Annotated in this window: 18 protein-coding genes; 10 read left to right on the top strand and 8 right to left on the bottom strand. The window is 64.0% G+C overall.

Translation table 11 applies throughout. The annotated features are described in order from the left end of the window. Window positions 1–4: 4 nt before the first annotated feature. Window positions 5–2,092 carry a hydantoinase/oxoprolinase family protein gene (locus AB8841_RS10065; protein WP_370435720.1) on the bottom strand — a complete coding sequence of 696 codons (2,088 nt, stop codon included), beginning with the start codon at window positions 2,090–2,092 and terminating at the stop codon, window positions 5–7. A 333-nt stretch (window positions 2,093–2,425) separates the two neighbouring features. Here AB8841_RS10065 and kdgD point away from each other — a divergent pair, with 333 nt between their 5' ends. After that, entirely contained in the window at window positions 2,426–3,331 is a 906-nt protein-coding gene (gene kdgD, locus AB8841_RS10060; RefSeq protein ID WP_370435719.1) for a 5-dehydro-4-deoxyglucarate dehydratase, read from the top strand. Between the two features lie 278 nt (window positions 3,332–3,609). Here kdgD and AB8841_RS10055 read toward each other — a convergent pair whose 3' ends face one another. The 6 genes from AB8841_RS10055 to AB8841_RS10030 form a co-directional block, all read right to left on the bottom strand. Next, on the bottom strand, window positions 3,610–4,299 hold the full coding sequence (locus tag AB8841_RS10055) for a substrate-binding domain-containing protein (protein ID WP_370435718.1): 690 nt from the start codon (window positions 4,297–4,299) through the stop codon (window positions 3,610–3,612). Between the two features lie 38 nt (window positions 4,300–4,337). Continuing rightward, window positions 4,338–5,021 (bottom strand): 4-carboxy-4-hydroxy-2-oxoadipate aldolase/oxaloacetate decarboxylase, encoded by a 684-nt coding sequence (ligK, locus tag AB8841_RS10050; protein ID WP_370435717.1) that lies wholly within the window; start codon window positions 5,019–5,021, stop codon window positions 4,338–4,340. A gap of 11 nt (window positions 5,022–5,032) precedes the next feature. Continuing rightward, window positions 5,033–6,061, bottom strand: a complete 1,029-nt coding sequence (locus AB8841_RS10045; protein ID WP_370435716.1) for an amidohydrolase family protein — start codon at window positions 6,059–6,061, stop codon at window positions 5,033–5,035. Window positions 6,062–6,405: 344 nt separating this feature from the next. Further along, complete coding sequence (locus AB8841_RS10040; RefSeq protein WP_370435715.1) at window positions 6,406–6,882, bottom strand: tripartite tricarboxylate transporter TctB family protein; 477 nt, start codon at window positions 6,880–6,882, stop codon at window positions 6,406–6,408. Continuing rightward, complete coding sequence (locus AB8841_RS10035) at window positions 6,879–7,850, bottom strand: Bug family tripartite tricarboxylate transporter substrate binding protein (RefSeq protein ID WP_370435714.1); 972 nt, start codon at window positions 7,848–7,850, stop codon at window positions 6,879–6,881. The genes AB8841_RS10040 and AB8841_RS10035 overlap by 4 nt, the downstream gene beginning before the upstream one ends. Window positions 7,851–7,876: 26 nt before the next feature. Next, on the bottom strand, window positions 7,877–9,364 hold the full coding sequence (locus tag AB8841_RS10030) for a tripartite tricarboxylate transporter permease (RefSeq protein ID WP_370435713.1): 1,488 nt from the start codon (window positions 9,362–9,364) through the stop codon (window positions 7,877–7,879). A 278-nt stretch (window positions 9,365–9,642) separates the two neighbouring features. Between AB8841_RS10030 and AB8841_RS10025 the strand changes: the two genes are divergently transcribed. From AB8841_RS10025 to AB8841_RS10015, 3 genes are all read left to right on the top strand, one after another. Next, window positions 9,643–10,881: a LysR family transcriptional regulator gene (locus AB8841_RS10025; protein WP_370435712.1), complete on the top strand. Its 1,239-nt coding sequence runs from the start codon at window positions 9,643–9,645 to the stop codon at window positions 10,879–10,881. A gap of 173 nt (window positions 10,882–11,054) precedes the next feature. Continuing rightward, a complete protein-coding gene (locus AB8841_RS10020) occupies window positions 11,055–11,924 on the top strand; it encodes a DUF1932 domain-containing protein (protein WP_370435711.1) in 870 nt (289 codons plus the stop codon). 167 nt (window positions 11,925–12,091) lie between these two features. Further along, complete coding sequence (locus AB8841_RS10015) at window positions 12,092–14,986, top strand: FAD-binding and (Fe-S)-binding domain-containing protein (RefSeq protein WP_370435710.1); 2,895 nt, start codon at window positions 12,092–12,094, stop codon at window positions 14,984–14,986. Window positions 14,987–15,113: 127 nt separating this feature from the next. Here AB8841_RS10015 and AB8841_RS10010 read toward each other — a convergent pair whose 3' ends face one another. Continuing rightward, window positions 15,114–16,505: a sn-glycerol-1-phosphate dehydrogenase gene (locus tag AB8841_RS10010; protein WP_370435709.1), complete on the bottom strand. Its 1,392-nt coding sequence runs from the start codon at window positions 16,503–16,505 to the stop codon at window positions 15,114–15,116. Between the two features lie 182 nt (window positions 16,506–16,687). Between AB8841_RS10010 and AB8841_RS10005 the strand changes: the two genes are divergently transcribed. The 6 genes from AB8841_RS10005 to AB8841_RS09980 all read left to right on the top strand — a co-directional run bounded on the left by AB8841_RS10005 (window position 16,688) and on the right by AB8841_RS09980 (window position 23,298). After that, entirely contained in the window at window positions 16,688–17,686 is a 999-nt protein-coding gene (locus AB8841_RS10005) for a sugar-binding transcriptional regulator (RefSeq protein ID WP_370435708.1), read from the top strand. A 393-nt stretch (window positions 17,687–18,079) separates the two neighbouring features. Continuing rightward, window positions 18,080–18,901, top strand: coding sequence for a metallophosphoesterase (locus tag AB8841_RS10000; RefSeq protein WP_370435707.1), 822 nt, complete (start codon window positions 18,080–18,082; stop codon window positions 18,899–18,901). A gap of 30 nt (window positions 18,902–18,931) precedes the next feature. After that, a complete protein-coding gene (locus tag AB8841_RS09995; protein WP_370435706.1) occupies window positions 18,932–20,128 on the top strand; it encodes an ABC transporter ATP-binding protein in 1,197 nt (398 codons plus the stop codon). Beyond that, a complete protein-coding gene (locus AB8841_RS09990) occupies window positions 20,128–21,060 on the top strand; it encodes a carbohydrate ABC transporter permease (RefSeq protein ID WP_370435705.1) in 933 nt (310 codons plus the stop codon). Before AB8841_RS09995 ends, AB8841_RS09990 begins: the two co-directional genes overlap by 1 nt. Window positions 21,061–21,125: 65 nt before the next feature. Beyond that, the gene (locus AB8841_RS09985) at window positions 21,126–21,941 is read left to right on the top strand and encodes a carbohydrate ABC transporter permease (protein WP_370439237.1); all 816 of its coding nucleotides are present in this window, start codon (window positions 21,126–21,128) and stop codon (window positions 21,939–21,941) included. A gap of 70 nt (window positions 21,942–22,011) precedes the next feature. After that, entirely contained in the window at window positions 22,012–23,298 is a 1,287-nt protein-coding gene (locus tag AB8841_RS09980; RefSeq protein ID WP_370435704.1) for an ABC transporter substrate-binding protein, read from the top strand. Window positions 23,299–23,307: the final 9 nt, after the last annotated feature.

Raw genomic sequence — 23,307 nt, 5'->3', positions numbered from 1 at the left:
GGCCTCAGACGGATGACGCGCGGATCAGCAGGCAGCCGTCGGCCTGCATCACGGCCTCTCGCCCGACGGTGACGATCGTCGACGTTTCCCGTTCCGTGATGACGGCGGGCCCGTTGATGAAATCGCCGGTCTTCATTGCGCTGCGGGCAATGACGCCTGCCTCGACGAATCGGCCGCTCTGCGCGTCGAAGACCTGTCGCTTACCGGCAGAATCGATGGCCCGCAGGCCATGCGTCCGGGCGACGGCGCTGGGCTGGGGAACTTCGGAACTCGCCCGAAGCGACCAGCTGACGATCTCGACGTCCAGGCCGTCGATCAGGCGGCCGAAGAACCGGGTATATTGATCGTCGAAATTCTTGCGGAAGGTCGCCCCGTCCGCATCCGCATAGTCGCGGACCTCCACCGGGACGGGGACCTCCCAGCCCTGACCGAGGTAGCGCATATAGGCCACGCATTCCAGATTGGGGGTGATTCCCGGAGCTCCCAGATGCACGAAGGATGTCGCCTCGTCGATCAGGTCCTTCAGCACGGCGTTGATCTTGGCCGCGTCGAACCGGCTCAGCCGCAAATAGGCGCTGCGCACGGACTCGTACCCGAAGGGAGCGCGGAGGAAGCCAATGGCCGACCCGACGCCGGCGCCCGGCGGGATCAGCAATTCGCGCACGCCGAGCTTCTCGCAGAGGCGGGATGCGTGGATGGGCGCTGCGCCCCCGAATGCGATCAGCGTAAACTCGGAGAGCTCCTTGCCATTCTCCACCGCATGCATGCGGGCGGCGTTGCTCATGTTTTCGTCGACGACTTCGCTCAGCCCGAATGCCGCGGTTGTGCTGTCGATGTCCAATTTCAACGCCAGGTCACGCTCCACGGCATTGTGCGCCGCCGCAGGGTGCAGCTTGAACGATCCGCCCGCGAATTCCTCCGGATCGAGCCTTCCCAGGAGCAGGTCTGCATCGGTCACGGTCGGATGGCCTCCTCCGCGGCCATAGCAGGCCGGGCCGGGCTCCGAACCTGCGCTGTGCGGCCCGACGCGGATCTGCCGCATGGAATCGACGGTTGCGATCGAGCCGCCGCCGGCGCCGATTTCCACCATCTCGATGACGGGGATCGAGATCGGCATGCCGCTGCCTTTCTTGAAACGGTAGGTGCGGGCGACCTCGAAAGTCTTTGCGGTTTTCGGAACCTGCCCCTCGATCAGGCAGATCTTGGCCGTGGTGCCGCCCATGTCATAGGACAGGACCTGGTCGAGCCCATAGCGCGCCGCGATATCGGCCGCGAAGATGGCGCCTCCAGCGGGCCCCGACTCCAGGAGCCTCACGGGAAACGCGATGGCGCTCTCGACGCTGATGATGCCGCCTCCGGAATGCATCATGAAGATCGGACAGCCGATTCCCTCCTCGGAGAGGCGTCCGACGAGCCGGTGAAGGTAGGAGGCCATCAACGGCTTGACGTAAGCGTTGGCGCAGACCGTGTTGAAGCGCTGAAACTCGCGCATCTGGGGCGAGACTTCCGACGAGATCGACACCGAGAGCTTCGGATTGCGCGCGATGAGCGCATCACGCACCTGGCGCTCATGAACTCCGTTCAGGTAGGAGTGAATGAACCCGATCGCGATGCTTTCGAAAGGTCCGGCGGCGAGACGGTCCGCCAATTCGGAGACCTCGGCAGGGTCGAGCGCCTTGAGGACCGATCCGTCCGCCCCGATCCGCTCATCGAGGACGTAGCGGTGGCTGCGCTCGACCAGCGGAGCGGGCAATACGATGTCGAGATCGTACTGCTCGAACCGATTTTCCGTCCGCATCTCGATAACGTCGCGAAAGCCCTTGGTCGTCACGAAGGCCATCTTCGCGCCGCGGCGCTCGATCAGAGCGTTGGTCGCGAGCGTGGTGCCATGGATGACCATATCGATCTGCGAGAGCGCCAGTCCGGCGGATTCCGCGACCTGACGGATTCCGTCGACGATGGCCTGTTCGGGAAATGCGTAATTGGTCAGCACCTTCGTGGAATGGAGCTGAGTGCCGATCTCCATGGCGACGTCGGTGAACGTTCCGCCGATATCGACGCCGACCCTGACCTGATTGCCGTCAACCGTCATTTCTGCTGCTTCTCCCGTCTTCTGGATTTCTGCCTCTGTCGCGATGCCTGGTCTTGAACGCCATGCTGTCGGAGCGCACCCGCGATGCGGCTGACGAAACAGCCTTGGCGCATCGATCAGAGCACATGCCGTCAACGTAGAATGGCCCGCTCAGGCGCGTCAAGGACGTAATATGTATGATGACATGATTTCATGTGACTTGCGTTGCAGCCGCCCTGAGCTGGGCGGCGCTGGCCGGATTCTTGCATGATGTAATTCATCATACAACTGTTGACCTGTTTCCTTCGAACCGCTAAGGGTTGCGGAATAAGGGCCAGGAAACAGGAGCTTCACATGGATCCTCGGGATATGAAGGCGGCAATCGGCGCCGGCCTATTGTCTTTCCCCGTCACGCATTTCGATGCCGAGCATCGGTTCAATGCCGAAAGCTACCGGAGACATGTTGCCTGGCTCTCGGAGTACAAGGCGGCGGCTCTGTTCGCTGCCGGGGGGACCGGCGAGTTCTTCTCGCTCCAGCCCCACGAGGTTCCGCAGGTCGTGAGGGCCGCGAAGGAAGCGGCAGGCGCCACGCCGATCATCGCCGGCTGCGGGTATGGCACCGAAGTCGCCATGTCCATCGCCAGGGCGGTCGAGGGTGCCGGCGCTGACGGAATCCTGCTGCTTCCCCACTATCTGATCGATGCGCCGCAAGAGGGCCTCTACCAGCACGTCAAGCGGGTTTGCGCGTCGGTCGGGATTGGGGTGATGGTCTACAATCGCGACAATTCCGTGCTTCAGCCGGACACCCTTGCGCGGCTTTGCGACGAATGCCCGAACCTTGTCGGCTTCAAGGATGGCACAGGCGAGATCGGCACGATTCGCCAGATCACGGCGACCCTCGGAGACCGGCTGACCTATCTCGGCGGCATGCCGACGGCCGAGCTCTTCGCCGAAGCTTACCTAAGCGCGGGATTTACGACCTATTCCTCGGCAGTGTTCAACTTCGTTCCGGCTCTCGCTATGGAATTCTACACGGCCGTACGCGCCAATGATCGGGCACGCTGCGAGGCGATCCTGCACGAGTTCTTCTATCCCTTCATGCGCCTGCGCAGCCGGGCCAAGGGCTATGCGGTGTCCGCCGTCAAGGCGGGCGTGCGCCTTCAAGGCTTCCCGGCCGGTCCGGTGAGGCCGCCTTTGACAGACCTGACGGCGGAGGAAGAACACATGCTGCAGGCGTTGATCGAGCGCGTGAAGCGCTAATCGGCCGATCGTGAGGCGGGCCCTGCCCGCCTCCGAGACATCCTGGCAACGAGGCGCCTGGGAAAAGCGACTTAGAGCATCGGACGTGAAATCGAACCCGCGTCCGATGCTGTCAGTCTATGTTTTTGAGCATCGCTTCTTGCGAAGAACCAAGACCACTTTCTCGCACGATGCGCTAGAGCCTTTTCCATGAACTTCGGTTCACGGAAAAGGCATTTGTTGTTTGAGAAAGACGCCTTTTCTTCGCAAAACCGGCATCCACTTTTGCGGAAAAGGCTCTAGGCAGGCTCCATGCCGTGTCTGCGCTTCGCCTCGCACGCCTGGTCCGAATTCAGAAAGCCGATCAGAGCGCGCGCCTTCTCCGGCTGGGCGGACGTTTGCGCGATGCCGGCCGTGAACACGGTCGTCGCCTGGATTTCCGGCGGCAGGGGACCGAGGATTTCGATGCCCTGGACGGGCAGCAATTCGCTGAACTGCTGCAAGCCCAGCTCCGCCTCCCCTCTTGCGACCATGGCGCCCACCGGTACGCCCGGAGGTGCCTGGAGCAGGCGCTGGGACGCCGTTTCGGCGATTCCCCACCTGTCCAGCAGACGCAGGAGATGATCGCCGCTGGGCCCTGTGGAGTAACAGATCCTCCGGGCGGCCATGAGGGCTTGCATCACGGCCTCCTCGCTGTCGATGTCCGGCCGCTCCGCGCCGGCGCGGACCGCCACCGCTATGGCGGAGCGCGCGAAACCGGAGCGGGTCCCCGGAAGGATATGCCCCTCGCCCTCCAGTTGCTCCATCGCGCTCGCCGCGAGGATAACGACATCGGTCGGCTCGGCGGCGCGGACGAGCCTTGCCGCCTCCACTCCCCCCATGGACCGGATCGCAACCCGCGATCCGGTCGCTTGCTCGTAGAGCGCGGCGAGTTCGGCCAGGATCTGCCGGGTCGCCATGGACGAAATGCCGTCAACGTGTTGGGCCAATGAGGATCTCCTCCCTTGCGGGACCTGCTCCATCGAGTTCAGTCGATGTATCTCAGCCCCGCCCGGGCCAGCGGCTCGCGCATCTGGTACAGGTCCAGGCCGAGGGTGCCGGCGGCCAGCGTGGCGCGCTTCTTCTCTTCGTTGGCCTCGCGCGCTGCGGCCGCCTCGGCCGTCTTGTGCACCAGCGCGGCGGGCACGACGACGACACCGTCGTCGTCGGCCACGACGGCATCGCCCGGCTCCACCATCGCCCCGGCGCAGACGATCGGGATGTTCACCGAGCCGAGCGTCGCCTTGACGGTGCCCTTCGCGGAGATGCACTTGCTCCACACGGGGAAGCCCATCTCGCTCAAGGTTTTCACATCCCGGACGCCCGCGTCGATGATGAGCGCCTTCGCGCCGCGTGCCTTGAAGCTCGTCGCGAGAAGGTCGCCGAAATAGCCATCCGTGCATTCGGCGGTGATCGCCGCGACCACGATGTCGCCCGGCTGGATCTGCTCCGCGACGACATGCATCATCCAGTTGTCGCCGGGGTGCAGCAGGACGGTGACGGCCGTGCCCGACACCTGGGCGCCGGAGTAGATCGGCCGCATGTACGGCTTCATGAGCCCGGTGCGCCCCATCGCCTCGTGCACGGTCGAGACGCCATGTCCTGCAAGCCGGTCGACGGTCGTGCGATCCGCGCGGTTGATGTTGCGTTTGACGATTCCGAGTTCGGTCATGATGGTGTCCTTTATCGTCCGCGCGCCTTCAGGGCGGCGTCCAGGCGTGGGTAGACGCGGCGCGCGTTGCCTTCGTAAATCCTGTAGCGGTCCTCGGAACTCAGGTTCTGAGCCGCCTCGATGTAGCGTTTGGTATCGTCGAAGTGATGCCCGGTCTCGGGATCGATCCCACGCACCGCACCGATCATCTCGCTGGCGAAAAGGATGTTCTCGACCGGGATGACCTTGGTCAGCAGATCGATCCCCGGCTGATGATAGATGCAGGTATCGAAGAAGACGTTCCTGAGGAGATGTTCGCGCAGCTCCGGCTTGTTCAGCGCCTGCGCGAGACCGCGATACCGGCCCCAGTGATAAGGCGCGGCGCCGCCGCCGTGAGGTACGACGAAGCGGAGCGTCGGGAAATCCCTGAACAGGTCGCCTTCGATGAGCTGCATCACGGCGGTCGTGTCGGCGTTGATGTAATGCGCGCCCGTCGTATGGAAGCAGGCATTGCAGCTCGTCGATACGTGAATCATGGCGGGAATGTCGAATTCCACCATCTTCTCGTAGATCGGATACCAGTGCCGGTCGGTCAGGGGCGGGCTCTTCCAATAGCCGCCGGTCGGGTCGGGGTTCAGGTTGATCCCGACGAAGCCGTATTCCTTCACGCATTTTTCGAGCTCGGGAATGCAGGTCCTGGGATCGACGCCCGGGCTCTGCGGCAGCATGGCCGCGCCGATGAAATTGTCCGGAAAGAGCTGCGAGACGCGATGGCAGAGTTCGTTGCAGATCGCGGCCCATTCCGATGAAATCGAGAAGTCGCCGATATGGTGCGCCATGAAGCTCGCGCGCGGGCTGAAGATCGTCATATCGAGGCCCCGCTCTCTCATCAGGCGGAGTTGGTTGCCCTCGATCGATTCGCGCAGCTCATCGTCGCTGATCTTCAACGCGGAGACCGATGGCCGCCGCGACGGATCGGAAATGCTGGCGACCTGGCGCTTGCGCCAATCCTCCAGCGCCTTCGGGGCCGTCGTGTAATGGCCATGACAGTCGATGATCATCGGAACACCTTTCAAGTCTGTTCAAGGCTGTCGTGGAGATGCACCTGACGCCTTACTGGTTGTGCGGGGGGAGGACCGGCAAGACAAATGAATAATCTGACGAAAACGATCAATTCCGTGCATCTGCGGTCAAATATTGCGCGGCGCCATGGTTCATCCGGGCGGGTCCGCGGATCGGGATTTCAGTCCGTCGATGCTGGAAACGCAGCTCCTCCGGCGTCCGTTCTTGAAGCATGCCATTGGCGCTGGAGCCAAGGTCGGCCACCAGGATGGCCGACTCGTTCTGGCAGCGGCCAGCCAACGGCAGGCCCCCTCTTTTGCAGATCGCAATCCGGCCGGAACGCTCAGAGCAAAGGCACGCCCAGCAGCATGCCGAAGCCGAACTGTGTCATCGCCCAGAACATGATGCCTGTTCCGATGGCCCAGAAAGGCCGCTTCCCGCGCTCGAGGACAAGGACCATGAGGGCCGCGCCGATTCCGAGTCCAACGGGCATGCCGAGCCAGTAGACCGACCCGACGGCCGCCAGCGTCAGAATCAGAAGCGCGAGCGCGATGGCTTGGACAGGCGCTCTGGTTCTGTCGCGGCCCGTGACGATCTGGAACAGATAGAACAGGCTCAGACAGAAGCCTAATACGGCCAGGATCGACGGAAGAAAGGCCGAGCCCACGTCGCCGGAGGCGCGAACGGGCGGCATCTGCCGCGCAATCCAGAAGAACACCGCGAAAAAGACGAGCGCCGCCGCCGTGACGGCGAGTTTTTGTACGAGCAGAAGGACGGTGGCTCCGCCGTCCTTTTCCTTGATCGCCTCGACCGAGCTCATTGAATCAGCCCTACGGACTTCAGGAACTCGCTTTGGGTCGCAAGTTGCCGCTGCACCAGCTGTGTATAGGCCTGTTCGCCGAGGTTGATGTTCTCCTGCTTCTCTCGCTTCTGGAAATCGAGCCAATCCTGGGAGGCTTCGACCTTGTCGATCGCCTCCTGGATCTTGCCCATGACGTCGTCGGGAGTCTTGCCGTGAACGGCGATGCCGCGCCAGACGGAGTCGACGATGTCGTATCCCTGCTCCTTGAAGGTCGGCACGTTCGGGAAGAACGGCGAGCGTTCTTCGGTCGAAATACCGAGCAGGCGGATCTCACCGCTTTCCACCTGGGACAGCCCGCTCGACGGCGTCATGATCGCGACGTCCATGTGGCCGCCGAGCAGGGAGAGCGGAACCTTGCCGGACGCATCGTGCGGGATCCATCCCGCTTCGAATTTTCCGATCTTGCCGAGCTGATAGAGGATAAACTGGTGGAAGCCCGCCGGGGCATGGCCGCCGACGCGGAGCTTGTTCGGGTTGTCGCGCATGGAGGCGACGAAGTCGTCCAGGGTCTTGAACGGGCTGTCGGCGCGAACCGCCACGGATGACGGCTCCGCCTGCATGGCGCGGACGTAACGCAGATCCTCCAGCTTGAAGGGGATGAGGCCCTGTGCGATGCCGAACGTCAGCGTGCCGGTACAGACGAGGATGTTGTAGCCGTCGGCCTTCTGAGCCAGAACGGTCGACACGCCGACGGCGCCCGAACCGCCGGGACGGTTCTGTACCGAGACCGTCCAGCCGGCCTCTTTGGTGAGCAGCTCCGCGAGCTGACGGCCGTAGGTGTCGAGCGCGCCGCCTGCGCCGGACCAGACAACGAGATTGACCGCCTTGTTCGGGAAACCGGCCGCGAACGCGCCTTTGGCGCTGAGCACGAGCGGCGCTGCTCCCAGAGCGGTCAGCAGCGAGCGGCGTGATGGGTTGAACGTCATGATGCCTTTTCCTCCGAGAGATGTTTTCACGCTGTTTTGAGTGTCTTTTCGCGCCAGGACCGCCAGGCCGGATAGAGAATGCTCACCAGGCTGAGGACCAGGAAGATCACCGAGACGGGGTCGGTGAAGAAGATGCTGTAGGAACCGCGCGAGGTCACGAGAGCCGTGCGGAAGTTCGTCTCCACCAGATAACCCAGAACCAGCGCCAGCACGACGGGCGCAACCGGGAAGGAGAGCTTCTTCATGAGATACCCGAGAGCCCCGAAGGCGATGGTGAGCCACACGTCGAAGGCGAGGTTGCGCAGCGAGTATGCGCCCAGGATCGCGAAGATCAGGATGCCCGCGGCGAGCACCGAATCAGGCAGATTGATTACGCGCGCCATCCAGGGCAGCGAGAGCGATGCCAGAAGAAACATGATCACGCATGCGAGCAGCAATCCGAGAAGGATCGTGTAGACGAGGACAGGCTGCTCGGTGAAGAGCTGAGGGCCGGGACGCAAGCCGTGAAGCACGAGTGCGCCGACGATGACGGCCGTGGTCGGCGATCCGGGCACTCCGAGCGCGAGAAGCGGAACCATCGCGCCGCCCACGGTCGCGTTGTTCGACGATTCCGGCGCCGCAATGCCGCGCGGCTCGCCCTTGCCGAAAGCGAGCTTCGGATTGCGCCGCATGGCATAGTCGCGGGCCACCCAGCACGCGATGTTGCCGCCGACTCCGGGCAGGATTCCGAGAAAGGTGCCGATCACCGACCCCGAGATCATGGTGCGGATCAGCTCCTTCCATTCTGAAAACGTCAGATACACCGCGCGCACGGCGCCCTTGGAGACGCGATCCCGGGCCTTACCCGCGCTTTCCGCCAGAATGAAGCCCTCGGAGACCGCGAAGAGACCGATCAGCACGGCCAGCATCGGAATGCCTTCGAAGAGCGCGATCTGATCGAAGGTGAAGCGCGGCATGCCGGCGATGGGATCGATGCCCACGAAGGCGAGCAGCAGACCGAAGGCAGCGCCGATCAGACCCTTGGTGAGGGATCCGCCCGATAGGGCCGCGACCGAGGTCAGGCCGAACAGGCCGACCGCGAAGTAGCTTGCAGGGCCGAACTGCAACGCAAGCCTGGAGAGCGGCATTGCGAGAAAAAGCAGAGCGACGCCACCGACGAGGCCGCCGACGGTCGAGGCCGAGAGCGAAATCGCGAGCGCTTTGTTGGCCTGCCCCCGCTGCGTCATCGCAAAGCCGTCGATGGTCGTGGCGGCGGCGGCGGCCGTTCCCGGTGTCGAAAGCAGAATTGCCGAAACCGAACCGCCGTACTCCGCCGCCATATAGAGGGAGATCAACAGAAGCATCGAGTTTTCGGGCGTCATCGTGTAGGTGAACGGGATCAGAAGACTGATGCCGATCGATGGTCCAAGGCCGGGCAGAGCCCCGACGATGATCCCGATTGCCGTGCCGGCGATGAGCGACAAAAGCCCAGGCAGCGAGAACAGCACGCCAAGGGTGTCGATGAATATTTGCATGGTGAAGCCTTAGATCGTGTCACAGGAGGCTGTTAGAAGCCAGATCTCGTTTCAGGACGCCGATCCTGCCCGGGCTGATTGAACGGCCGAATCTCAGCCATGATGTTTCCTCCCTCCCTGGGATCTATGCCTATCTACGTTTGTGAGAAAACGGACTTTCGATCAAGCGCGCACGCCGCTTGCCTTGTCCTTGGGCGCATAGGATAAAACTCTGGTCATATTGCGTCGGAATGGTCGCGCAGCGATAATAGAAGTGACGAAATGTGATATAAGTTTTGATGAAACGGCCCGCACACTTCCCGAACCTGCGCCACCTGAGAATGTTTCTATCGGTCTGCGAGCTCGGATCGCTGAACGCGGCGGCGAAGGGCCTGAACATCGCGCAGCCGGCGATTACGCAGGCCATTTCCCGCCTGGAAGAGCATTACGCGGTGCCGCTCCTGACGCGAAAAAGCGGCGGCAGTCAGCCGACCCGGGAGGGCAATGTTCTCTGGCAACGTTGCGACCGTTTCTTTCGCATCCTCCAAAGGGGGATCATGGTCGCGTCCGAACGCGCGGTCGCGCCGACCTTGTCGCAGAGCGGTCACATTGTCGCGCGCCTCACGGCGTCGCAGCTCTTCGCGCATGTCTCGGTGAGCCATCATGGCTCTCTGCTCCTGGCCGCGAAGGCGGACGGCATTTCCGTGTCCGCACTTCATCGGGCGGCACGCGATGTCGAAAGCAATCTCGGCTACGAACTCTACACCAAGACCCCGCAGGGCCTCGCCGCCAACCGGGCGGGCGCGGAACTGGCGCGTCAATTCCAGATTGCCCTTCGCGAAATCGTCACGGCGGAAGAGGAGCTGAAGGGCTCGGACGGATCGCTGAAGGGGCGCGTGCTCATCGCCTCCCTCCCTATGATCCGGTCCGCGATCCTGGGCAAGGCCATCAACCGCACCCGGGCGCGGGCGCCGCAGGTGAATTTCGTCGTTCTGGAAGGGGTATACGATACGATGCTGAGGGCATTGCGTTCCGGCGAGGCCGACATGCTCATCGGCGCGATCCGCCATCCCCCGCCCGCCAGCGACGTGACCGAGACGTACCTTTTCAGCGACCCCTATACGATCATCGCCCGCAAGGGACATCCCCTCGAAGGAAAGGATGTGTCCATCGACGATCTGGCATCGTGCGAATGGGTCGCCCAGCGCGAGGGCACGCCCGTGCGAAATGCCCTCAACGCTCTCTTCGCGGGGCGGCAGGAAGGGCCCCGGGTGAGGATCGAAGCCCCCTCGACCCTGTTGATGCGCTCCATTCTTCTCGACAGCGACGCGCTCGCGGTTCTTTCCGTGCGGCAAGTGGCCCTGGAGGTGAAACTGGGCCTGCTCACCCCCTTGCGATTTCACGTCTCCGCCGGGGGACGCGCCATCGGCATCACGATGAGAAGCGATTGGCTGCCGAGCCGGACGCAGCTGCTTTTCCTGGAGAGCTTCTACGAGGTGCTCTCCGAGGAGATCGAAGGTTTCGTCCCGCCGAAATAGCCTCGTTTCACATTTTTTTATAGAGGATCGACGACTTCCGATGAAGCATTTCCGTGATTTGGAGTGCACAAATCGATCCCAGAAAGAGGTCGGCCTTTCCTTGGCGACGAAGGGACGTCCCTGGAGGTCATTTTAAGGCAGGCCGATCCTGCACTCAGAACCGAGGTCACCACATGAAAATTGCGTTCATCGGCTTTGGCGAGGCTGCACGCGCCTTCACGGATACTCTCAAGGGCAAGGGCGAGGCCGAATTCGTCGCAGCTTATGACCTCAGGCAGGACGAGGCCATGGCGGCCGAGGCTCGCTCGCGGGGATTGCGGTTCGAACAGTCCGTGAAAGCGACCATCGAAGGCGTGGACTGGGTTTTCGCCGCCGTGACGGCCGACCAATCGCTCGAGGCTGCGAAATCGGCTTTGTCCGCTCTGAAGCCGGGTCAGCTTTACATCGACATCAACTCCGTCTCGCCGGGTCGCAAACGGGAGACGGCGGCGCTCGTGGAGGCCACGGGCGCGTCCTACCTCGACATGGCCGTGATGGCTCCCGTGCACCCGCGCGGCCATGCGACTCCGGTTCTCATCGCGGGCAAGACCGCCGACGCGCTGGAGCCCATTCTTGCCGCTCACGGCTTCGCGTTCGAAACCGTGGGTCACGAGGTGGGTGCCGCCACCGCCATCAAGATGGTCCGGTCGCTCTTTGTGAAGGGCCTCGAAGCGCTCACGGTCGAGACCATGCTGGCCGCGCGCGCTTCGGGCTGCCTCGATCGCGTGATGGGCTCGCTTGCGGAGACCTTCCCGGGCCTCGGCTGGCCGAAAAACATTGAATACATGTTTGAGCGAACCCTTCGCCATGGTATCCGCCGTGCGGCAGAAATGCGGGAAGTGGCGAAGACCTACGACGAGCTCGGCTTTGTCGGACGCCTCGCGGATGCCGTAGCCGATGTTCAGGAGAACCAGGGCACGATCGATGCCAAGGAGCTCCGGAAAACCGAAATGAGCGATGCGATTTCCGAAATCGTCGAAAAGCGCCTTGCCCTCGGCAAGTGACGCCGGACGGCCGGTGGGGCGGCCTAGCGCATCGTGCGAAAAAGTGGATCCGGTTTTTCGCACGATGCGCTCCTTCCAAGAAGGGAGCATCGGACCCAAAAGTGGATTCCACTTTTCACGTCCGATGCTCTAGCCGCCCCCGCACATATGTGGCGAATGACAGAGCAATGGGACCTTATGCGGATTTTCTGGCGGCCCTGAAGGCGGAAGGATTCGAGGGAGACCTCTCGGATGAACGCTCCGAGCGCCAGGTCCTGGCAACCGACAACTCGATCTATCAGGTCCTGCCCGACATCGTCGTCTTTCCAAGATCCGTTCAGGACCTTCAACGCATCGGCCGGCTTCTCGCCGACCCTCGCTTCGAGGACGTGGTGCTGCGCCCGCGCGGCGGCGGCACCGGCACCAATGGCCAGTCCCTGGGTCACGGCGTCGTTGTCGAGTTCTCGCGCCATCTCACCGGGATCCTGGAGATCAACGTCGCGGAGCGCTGGGCGCGGGTGCAGCCCGGTGTGATCAAGGACAGGCTCAACGAGGTGCTCCGGCCGCACGGCCTCTTCTTCGCGCCCGAGCTTTCGACCTCCAACCGCGCCACGATCGGCGGGATGATTTCGACCGATGCCTGCGGCCAGGGCTCTTGTCTTTACGGCAAGACATCGAACCACGTTCTGGAGCTGAAGGCCGTTCTGGTGGGCGGCGAGGTTCTCGATACCAAGCCTCGCACCGCCCGGGAGATCGCCACCCTCAAGGGCCGCGAGGGAGACATCCTGCGCATCCTCGAGCGGGTCGCACGCGACAATGCCGGGCTCATCGCGGAGCGCTTCCCCAAGTTGAACCGTTCGCTCACGGGCTACGATCTGGCGCATCTGCGCGATGCGGATGGGCGCATCGATCCCCGCGCCGTTCTCTGCGGTTCCGAAGGCACCCTCGCGATGCTGGCCGAGGCCAGGATCAATCTCGTACCGATCCCGAAGGCCTCGCAGCAGATCAACGTCTTCTATGACGATTTCCAGGCTGCCTTGAGGGATGCCCGGGTCATGGCGGGCCTCGGCGCGGCCGCCGTCGAGACCGTCGACAGCCGCGTGCTGAGCCTCGCTCAAGCCGATCCGGTTTGGGAATACGTCTCGCCTTTCTTCCCCGACACTGAAGCCAAGGGCGTCAACCTGGTCGAGTTCACGGGCGACGACGAGGCATCCGTCGAGGCGCAAATCCAGGCCGCCCTGACCCGGCTGCGCGAACCGGCGGAAGGGCGCCGCAGCCATACCCTCGCACGAGGGGGCGATGTCGCCAGGATCACGGAGATGCGCAAGAAGGCCGTGGGCCTCCTGGGCCGCACCGCGGGCAAGCGGCGGCCGATGCCCTTCGTGGAGGATTGCGCCGTCCCGCCCGAGAACCTCGAGCCCTTCATTCGAGAGTTCCGCGCGGTGCTCGACGAAGAGGGGCTGCAATACGGCATGTTCGGCCATGTCGATGCGGGCGTGCTGCACGTGCGCCCCGCCCTCGATCTCATCGATCCGGCGGAGGAGCCGCTCGTGCGCCGCGTGACCGAGCGGGTCGAGGCGCTGGCGCGCAAATACGGCGGGCTTCTGTGGGGCGAGCACGGCAAGGGCGTGCGCTCGGAATTCGTACCCAAGGTCTTCGGGCCCCTCTACCCGGCTCTGGAGGAGATCAAGCGCGCCTTCGATCCTGGCGACCAGTTGAACCCGGGCAAGATCGCCTCCGCCCGAGGGGCGGCGCTTCTCAAGATCGACGAAGTGCCCCTGCGCGGCGCGGCGGACCGGCAGATCCCCGAGGCGCAGCGCGCTCAATACGAGGGAGCGGTGTCGTGCAACGGCAACGGCGCTTGCTTCAATCACGCGCATCACGAGGTCATGTGCCCGTCCTACAAGGCCACGAACGATCGCCGGAACTCGCCCAAGGGCCGCTCGGCCCTCGTGCGCGAGTGGCTGCGCCAAGGGGGGCCCGAAGGCCGCGCCGATCCAGGCTTTGAACGGGAGGTCAAGGACGCCCTCGACGAGTGCCTCTCCTGCAAGGCCTGTGCACGCGCGTGCCCTGTGCAGGTGGATGTGCCGCGCTTTCGCGCGAAGTTCATGGAAAGCTGGTATGCCCGCAACCCACGCCCCGCCCGCGATCATCTTCTCGGCTGCCTCGAGAAGCTTCTGCCATTCGCGTCGGCCTTTCCAAGGCTCGCCAACCTCGCCCTGAAAGGGCCGTTCTCGCCACTTCTCAAGAGCCTCGGCCTGACCCATGTTCCGGCTCTGCCGAAAGCCCTCGGCCGGGGGGATTTGGCGGCCGCCGGACTGAAGCCGTTGAACCTTGCGGCTCCACCGCGCCCCGACAGGGCCGTCGTGATCGTGCCGGACGCCTTCACGCGCTATTTCGAACCCCATCTGGTGCTCGACCTGGCATTCGTGATCAGGGCTCTCGGCTTTGAACCCTACCTGTTGCCGTTCCGCCCGAACGGGAAGCCGCTGCACGTGCTCGGCCGTCTCAAGGCCTTCGAAAGACAGGCGCGCCGAACGGGCGCCAGCCTGCAAAAGCTCTCCAATGACGGCTTCACCCTCGTCGGGATCGAGCCTGCCATGACTCTCGCCTATCGGGACGAGTACCGGGACGTGATCCCCGCGGGCATCCCGGTTCTATTGCCGCAGCAATGGCTTGCCACGCAGACCGAGGCCCTGGCCGCTTGCGCGGGGAACAAGGCCCGAGAGCGCCTCACCCTTATGCTGCATTGCACCGAACGCACGCTCCACCCGGGCGGCAAGGGCGAGTGGGTCTCGATCTTCGAGACGCTCGGGCAAGGAATCTCGGTCCCGAACGCGGGCTGCTGCGGCATGGCGGGAACCTGGGGGCACGAGACGCGCAATGCCGACACGTCAGCCAGGATTTTCGATCTCTCCTGGAAGCGGCACGTGGACGAAGCGGGCGGAGCCATCCTGGCAACCGGCTTTTCCTGCCGCTGCCAGAGCAGCCTCCTGGCGAAGGCCGAAGCGCTCCACCCCTTGCAGCGCATCCGGCATCTCATGAGAGCATCGAACGCAAAAGTGGGAACCGGTTTTGCGTGAAAAGATGCTCAAGCAAGGAGAGCATTGAACGCGGGAAGTGGGACCCGGTTTTGCGTGAGAAGATACTCAAGACCATAGGCTGACCGCATCGGATGTGGGGCCGATTTCACACCCGATGCTGTAGGGGCTAGCAGCCTTGCGCCGACGCGGCGGGCCGCTCTCCCTCCCTGGAGCGACGACCCCAGAAGCCACCCTCGGCAAAGAGCGCGACGACTCCCCTGTCGAGCCATCCCAGATCGTCGAGAAGGTCGAGGATCGTGAACCGCCGGCGGATCAGGCGGGCCCTCCGATACTCCGCCGCCAGCGTCTGCAAAGGCACCCCGAGATCCTCCGGATGGGTCGGCGCGCCGGCCTCTCGGAGCCAGCCTTCGACCTCGCCCGGTGAAACGCAGAAACGGCGCAGTTCTTCCCGCAGACTCGGCCAGGTCGCGCGGAGCGTGGAAAGCCGCTCGGCGCGTCGCGTGGCCTGCCCCAGCTTCTCGCGCATCTCGATGCGGGCGCTCTCGGCGATGGCTTGATTGGGAAAGGCCGCAGCGATCTCGGCTTCGATGCTGTCAGGCGAGGCCGTCCTGCCGGCAGCACGGCGGACGACCTCGTCATCGATGTCCTGCGCCAGGAACCATTCGTAGAGCGCCAGGATCGCCACCGTCCCGATCCCGACGCAGGCGCCATGTGCAGCCGGCTCACCCCGATGGGTCAGCCCCTCCATTTCCCAGACATGGGAGATGAGATGCTCGGCTCCGCTCGCTGGCCGGGAATTGCCGTGGGCCTGCATCGCGAAACCCGAGACGAGCAGGCCATCCATCAGATCACCGAGTGCCGCCGGATCGGCTCTGCCGATGTCAGCGGGCTTCGACAGCCACGCACGCACATTCTCCTGGACGAGCGCGAACGGCTCCCGGTTGAGCGGCTCCTCGCCGAGGGCGTCGGCCAGCGTCCAATCGGCACCCGCGACGATCTTGCCGGCAAGGTCGCCGTAACCCCAGCCGGCCATGCGGGGCGGTGCCCGGGCAATCACGTCGAGATCCGCAACGATGCTGACAGGCGGAGCACAGGCGAGCGTGCGCTTGAACCCGTTGTCGAGCAGTGCGGCGCCCGAGGCCGCATAGCCGTCCATGGACGCCGCCGTGGGGACGCTGACATAGGCGACACCCGCCAGCTCGGCGGCATATTTCGTGAGGTCGTTGACGACGCCAGACCCGACCGAGACCGGAATCACGCCCCGCGCCTTGATCGCGTTCGCCATGTCGCGTGCAACCTGGGCATTCGGCTTCAGGCGCGGTTTGCCTTCCAGGATGACCGGGGCTTCCGTGAGAAACCCCGCCTGCTCCAGGAGGGAGAGTGCATCGCGCCCGGCCGCGGCCATCGTGTTCTGGTCGGCGACGATCATGGGCGGCCGGTCTCCTGCGACCCTGACGGCGTCCGGCAACGCGGCCAGAGCGGACGGAGCCACCCGCACGAAGCGCGTGGTTGCCGCCGTCCGGATCGCGTCGCCGAGAACCTGCGCCTGATCTGTCATTGATTCCTCACTGGCCATACATTTGAATACTTTGTATTACATATGTATAAGACTGGCAACGGGCCGTCCCTGCTTCCACAGCCCTCGCGGAGGGTTTAGAGAATGACCGAGCCAAGACCGCCGCAGGCCGATCACTCCGGGGCCTGTCGCCACATGAGGGAGGCTGCTGAAGCCCTGAGCCCATGATCAATTCGGCAGACAACTCTCTCGAGACCCGCGTCGCCTGGCTCTATTTCATGGAAGGGCTGACGCAGGCCGAGATCGCGGAAAAACTCGGCATGACCCGGTTGCGCGTGAACCGGATGCTGGTGGACGCCCGCGCGAGCGGCCTCGTGAACATCACGCTCAATTCGCAATTCGCGACCTGTGTCGAACTCGAGCAATTCCTCGTTCGCGAATTCGGCCTCAAGGACGCGGTCATCATCCCGACGCCCGGCGACCCCGATCTCGTTCCGGTCCTGATCGGGCAGGCCACGGGCGAATATCTGTCGAACCTTCTTGAGACGAACCGGATCACGGGCCTGGGACTGGGCTGGGGCGCAACGCTTCGTGAAACCATCCGCAAGACGCGCGCCGGACGCTACCCGGACCTGTGCGTCAACTCGATGATGGGCGGCCTGACGCATGGGCTTGAACTCAATACCTTCGAGACCGCGAGCAGCTTGGCCAACCTCCTGAATGCCGAGTGCCAATATCTGGCCGCGCCCATCTACGCGGGGAGCCCGCAGTCCCGCGACATCATTCTGGCGCAGGACGTGTTCCGCGAGACGTTCGAGCGCATCGCGACCAACGACGTCGCGGTGCTCAGCATCGGCGATCTGTCTCCCCGCTCGCTGTTGATCCGCTATGGCCTGCCGCGCGACGTGATCGTCGACGAACTCGCGGCGTGCGGCGCGGTTGGGGACATCCTGGGGCAGTTCTACGATGCGGAGGGACGGATGATCGATCATCCGCTGAACCGCCGCGCCATCGCGCTCCCGCTCGACGAGCTTTCGCGGATCCCCACCGTCATTCTCGCATCGGGCGGGAAGAACAAGACGCAAGCCATCGCCGGAGCCCTGAAGGCGCGCTTCGCCTCGGTGATCGTCTGCGATGAGGAGACGGCCAGAGGCGCCTGCGATCTGATCGGCACCGGCGTGGCCTCTCAGGCGAGACCGGAGCGGCGGCGCGGCGGGCGCTGACGCCGCTTCGTTCCTCAAATCCTCGACGTTCGCATGTCATATCCGCCGGTCCAGCCTGCCTCCCGGATAAGCCCCAACGGGGCGAGCAGCGCTCGTGGGCGCTGCTTCATCGAGGCCGCGAGAAGCCCTGGTGCCCGCGGGCCTCGTCCGGACGATGGAGATTGCAAATTCAACGAACTAACCATTTGTAAAATTCATAATGCATATGTATTCTGAATTCGAGAAGGTTTGAAGGTTCGCGAGATCGGCCGTTGCCGATTAGCCGAATGAGCCGGTCGCGAACCCAGCAAGATCGGGAGGCACGTCGATGCCGTTCGAGCCAGGATCGGAAGCAGGCCGGGCGCGGCGGATCGATTTGCGCTCTCACGAAAACCGTAGAGGGTGAACACCATAATGCGCGTGCTTCAGATCTCCGACACCCATCTGAGTCCGACGAAGAGGCACTTCGCGGCCAATTGGCCGGCGCTTCTGGCATGGGCAACGGAGCAGCGGCCGGATCTGATCATCCATACCGGCGACGTGTCGGTCGACGGGGCGGATCAGGAGGAGGATCTGGCCTACTGCGCTTCGATCTTCAGGAATCTCCCGGCGCCCGTCCTGTCGGTGCCTGGGAACCACGATGTCGGCGAGGCCTATCATCCGCACCAGCCCGTCGACCGGGCGCGGCTCGAGCGCTGGCGCCGTCATTTCGGTGGCGACTGGTGGCTCCGGGACGTGGAAAACTGGCGTTTGCTGGGTCTCAACGCGATGCTGTTCGGCTCGGACCTGCCCGACGAGGAGGAGCAGCTCGCCTGGCTCCGGAAGGCCATGACCGACGCCACGGGGCGCCGGATCGCCTGGTTCACGCACAAGCCGCTCTTCCTCGAAGGACCGGACGAGCCCGATACAGGCTACTGGTCGGTTAAACCCGGGCCGCGAAAGGCGCTTCTGGACCTCGTGCGGGAGTTCGACGTCGCACTCATCGCGACGGGACATCTCCACAAATCCCATGACCTGCGCGTGGATGGCTGCCGCTACATCTGGGGTCCATCCGCCGGCTTCGTCGTGGGACCCGAGATGCAGCCGCCGATGCCGGGAGAGTGCCGCCTCGGCGCGGTGATATACGACTTCGCGGATTCCGACGTGACGGCGACCCGCGAGGACGTGCCCGGGCTCACCACATACTGGATCGACGACGTGGTGCACGAGGTCTATCCGCCGCGGCAAGCGGCCTGACGACGTGGGACCAGCGTAGAGGAGCCCGAGATGGCCCGAGTTGAATTGCGTGCCCTTGCCAAGTCCTTCGGGGCGGTTCCGGTCCTGAGCGGGATCGATCTCGACATCGCCGACGGGGAGTTCCTGACGCTCATCGGTCCATCGGGATGCGGGAAGTCGACCCTCATCCGAATGATCGCCGGGCTCGAGCCGCAGACGTCGGGCTCCATGTTCATCGGCGGCGCGCCCATCGACCATCTTCGCCCGCACGAGAGGCGGGTCGCGATGGTGTTCCAGTCCTACGCCCTCTATCCCCATATGTCGGTGTTCTCCAACATCGCGCTTCCACTGACGATGCAGCGATTGTCGCTGTGGGAGCGGCTGCCGCTGATCAAGCACTTTTCGAGCCGCCGCCGGAGGGTCATGCCCGAGATCGCGCGCGAGGTGCGCGCCATCGCCGAGCAGCTCCAGATCGAGCACCTGCTCGACCGCCGGCCGGCGCGTCTTTCGGGAGGACAGCGCCAGCGCGTCGCGCTCGGGCGCGCGATGGTGCGCCATCCCGACGTGTTCCTCATGGACGAGCCGCTGTCGAATCTCGACGCCAAGCTGCGCGTCCACATGCGGACCGAACTGGCGGAGCTTCATCAGCGACTCAAGACGACATTCATCTACGTGACCCACGATCAGGTCGAAGCGATGACCATGTCCGACCGCGTCGCCATGATGGATGCCGGACGCATTCTGCAACTCGGCACCCCGACCGAACTCTACGAGCGGCCGGTCAACATCAAGGTCGCGTCCTTCATCGGGAGTCCCACCATCAATCTCCTGAAAGCGAAGGTGGGCCATGACGGCTGCATCGAGCTGATGGGCAGGCGGCTTCCGCTCAAAACCTCACTGGCGCCGGGCTCGGACGTGACGCTCGGAATCAGGCCGGAGGCGGTGTCCCCGGCCACGACCGGGGAGGCGCGCCCCGGCCGCGCGTCGCTGCCGGCGAGGCTGCGCCGCAAGGAAAATCTCGGCTCGGAATTCATCCTCCATTTCGACGTCGCCGGGCCCGCATCGGTGGTCGCGCGCGTTCCCGCCGGTCCCGAGGTTCAGGCCGTCAGCGGCGACGTCGAACTAAGCTTCGACGTGGCGGCTTGCCACATCTTCGACGAGCGGGGCGAACGCGTCGATCCTGACCAGTCGAACGGGAAGCCGATCGCGCGTCCGCTCACGCTCGTCACGCGCGGAGGAGCCGCGTGATGGCCGCGACAGCCGCATCCCCGATCGAGGCCGTTCCGCCGCGGGCCCGCGTCAACCGGCAGGCCATGATCGAGAAGCTGGTCGGGATGGGATTTGCATTCCCGGCCTTCCTGCTTCTCGTCGTCATCACCATCACTCCGCTGATCGTCCTCTTCTATTTGAGCCTCACAGATTACGAACTCGGCGCACTGGACTTCACGAATGTCGGCCTCGGCAATTTCCAGAAGGCGATGTCGGATCCGGTCTTCAGGCGCTCTCTCTGGAACACGGTTCTTTACGTCTCCATCGTCCTGCCCGGCGCGGTTGGGCTCGGTCTCCTGGTGGCGGTGCTCGTCCATGGCCGCAGGAGAACCCGCTCGTTCTACGAGGTGATCTATTTCCTGCCGGTCACCTCGACCTTGATCGCCATGGCGACGGTCTGGCAGGTTCTGCTCCATCCGCGGCTCGGACCCATCAATGCCTTTCTCCGCGCGATCGGCATCGGCGAGGTCGCCTTCCTCAGCGATCCGTCTCTTGCGCTGCCGACGCTCGCCGTCATCGGCATATGGCAGCTCGTGGGTTTCAACATGGTCCTGTTCCTGGCGGGCCTTTCGGCCATTCCAAAGGACCTCTACGAGGCCGCCGAGATCGACGGCTGCGCCAGCGGGATCGACCGGTTCCTCACGATCACCTGGCCGCTTCTCGGGCCGACGACCATGTTCGTGATCGTCACCACCTCGATCACCGCCTTCAAGGTCTTCGACACGGTCGCGGTGATGACCCGCGGCGGCCCGGCCGGGGCGTCCGAGGTGCTGCTCTACGCGGTCTACCTGGAAGGCTTCCAGTACTTCCACACGGCCTATGCGGCCGCGCTGACGATCATCTTCCTCGTCTTCATCCTCATCTTCTCCGTCATCCAGACCTTCGTTCTCGATCGCCGGGTGCATTACTGATGAGCACGCAGTCTCCGCTCCCCTCCACCGCCCGGCCCTCGCCGGGACTGGCCCGCGCGCGACGCATGCTCGGGCTCGCGCTCACGCACGGGTTCCTGCTGGCGGGCGCCGTGTTCATCCTGATGCCGTTCGTGTGGATGCTCGCCACATCGATAAAGCCCCCCGACGAGGTGTTCACCGCCACCTTCAGCCTGTGGCCGAAGCGGTTCTACGGTGTCGAGAACTATTCCTATGCCTTGACGGCGGCGCCGCTTCTCCGGTTCGCCCTGAACGGCGTGATCCTGTGCGGCGGCATCCTGGCCGTGCAGCTGCTCGTGGCCATTCCATGCGCCTATGCCCTGGCGAAGCTGCGTTTCCCCGGGCGCGACCTGCTCTTCGTCCTGGTGCTGCTCGGGCTTGCGATCCCCGTGCAGGTGCCGGCCCTGCCGCTCTATATCGGCCTGGCGAATCTCGGGCTTCTGGACACCTATTTCGCCATGATGGTCCCGTTTTTCCTCTCCGTCTTTGCCATTTTCCTGCTTCGTCAGTTCTTCAAGAGCTTTCCGGACGACATCATCCACGCGGCGCGCCTCGACGGGATGAGCGAGTTCGAAATCGTCTGGCGCATCGTGACGCCGAGCGCCTGGCCGGCCATCGCGGCCTTCTCGGTGTTCTCGATCGTCGCGCATTGGAACGACCTCTACTGGCCGCTGATCGTGATCACCGACGCCTCCCTGGCCCCGCCCCCGCTCGGCATGATGTTCTTCGCCAATGCGGAGACCGGCTCGAACTATGGCGCGCTGACCGCAGCCGCCGCGATTTTGACCGCGCCCCTCGTCATCACGTTTCTCTTCGCCCGCCGTCAGTTCATTCAAGGCATCACGATGACGGGCGTCAAATAACGACTGCCGAAGGAACGGCAGCTTCCGACACTTCCGACATCTGCACTACGGACCCTGGGAGGAGACAGCTATGGGCTATTACTCGAAATTCACGGCGGCGCTCGCGGGCATGGCGCTCGCGGGTAGCGTGACCGCTACCCCGCTTCTGGCGGAAACGACGCTGGACGTTCTGTATCCCCAGCCTTCCTTCGCCAAGTTCCATGAGCCTATCGCTCAGGAATTCATGAAGCGCCATCCCGACATCAAGATCACCTTCCGGGCTCCCGTCGCGAACTATGACGAAGGCCACCAGGTCATGCTGCGGCAGGCGGTCACGAACCAGTTGCCGGATTTATACTTCTCCGGCTTCCACCTGCAGACCGAACTCGTCAACGCGCTCCTGAAGCGCAAGCAGATCACCGAGCTCGGGCCGTTGCTCGACGCCGAGCCGGCGGAATGGCGTAACGCCAACTACTCCGAGAAGATCATCGATCTCGGCCGCGTCAACGGGAAGCTCTACGGCATGCCGGTCAACGCCTCGACACCGCTGATGTATTTCAACGAAGAGCTCGTGAAGAAGGCCGGCGGCGATCCGCGCAAGATGCCGGATACGTGGGATGGCGTGATCGCCCTCGCGACGAAGATCCGCGACGCCTCGCCGGGCGTGGCGGGTCTGTCCTACAACGTCCACGACTGGCCCGACGACTGGCTGTTCCGCGCCCTCATCCACCAGGGCGGTGCGAACATGCTCGACGAATCCGGCACGAAGGTCGCCTTCGGGGGCGAGCCAGGCCTCAAGGCGCTGACCTATATGCGCCGTTTCGTGACCGAGACGGGCATGCCGCTGATCGACTTCGATTCGTCGCGCCAGCAATTCACCGCCGGCCAGACGGGCATTCTCTTCGAGACCCCCGCCCGGCTGCGCCAGATCACGGACCTCATCGGCACCAAATTCACCCTCGGAACCGCGATCTTCCCCGTCGACGACAAGGCGAAGGGCGGCCTGCCCACCGGCGGCAGCTCGGCGGTCATCACGGCGCGGGATCCGGCCAAGCAGAAGGCCGCGTGGGAATACGTCAAGTTCATGACCGGTCCGGAGGCGCAGAAGATCGTGGTGGAAATCACCGGCTATCTCCCGACGAACCAGCGCGCGTCGGGCCCCGAATTCCTCGGGCCGTATTACGATGCCAATCCAAACTTCAAGACCATCACGTACCAGACGGACCGCTCGGTCCCCTGGCAGGGCTATCCGGGCGGCAGCTCGGTGCGGATCTGGCGCCTGCAGCGCGACATCATCAACGGCGTCATGCGGGGCGAGACCTCGCCCGAAGCGGGCCTCGACAAGCTTATCAAGGACACGACCGCGCTGATGCAGTAACGAAGGCGG

This window comes from Microvirga sp. TS319, assembly GCF_041276405.1.
Lineage (GTDB): Bacteria > Pseudomonadota > Alphaproteobacteria > Rhizobiales > Beijerinckiaceae > Microvirga.
This window is presented reverse-complemented; position numbering and strand designations above follow the sequence as displayed.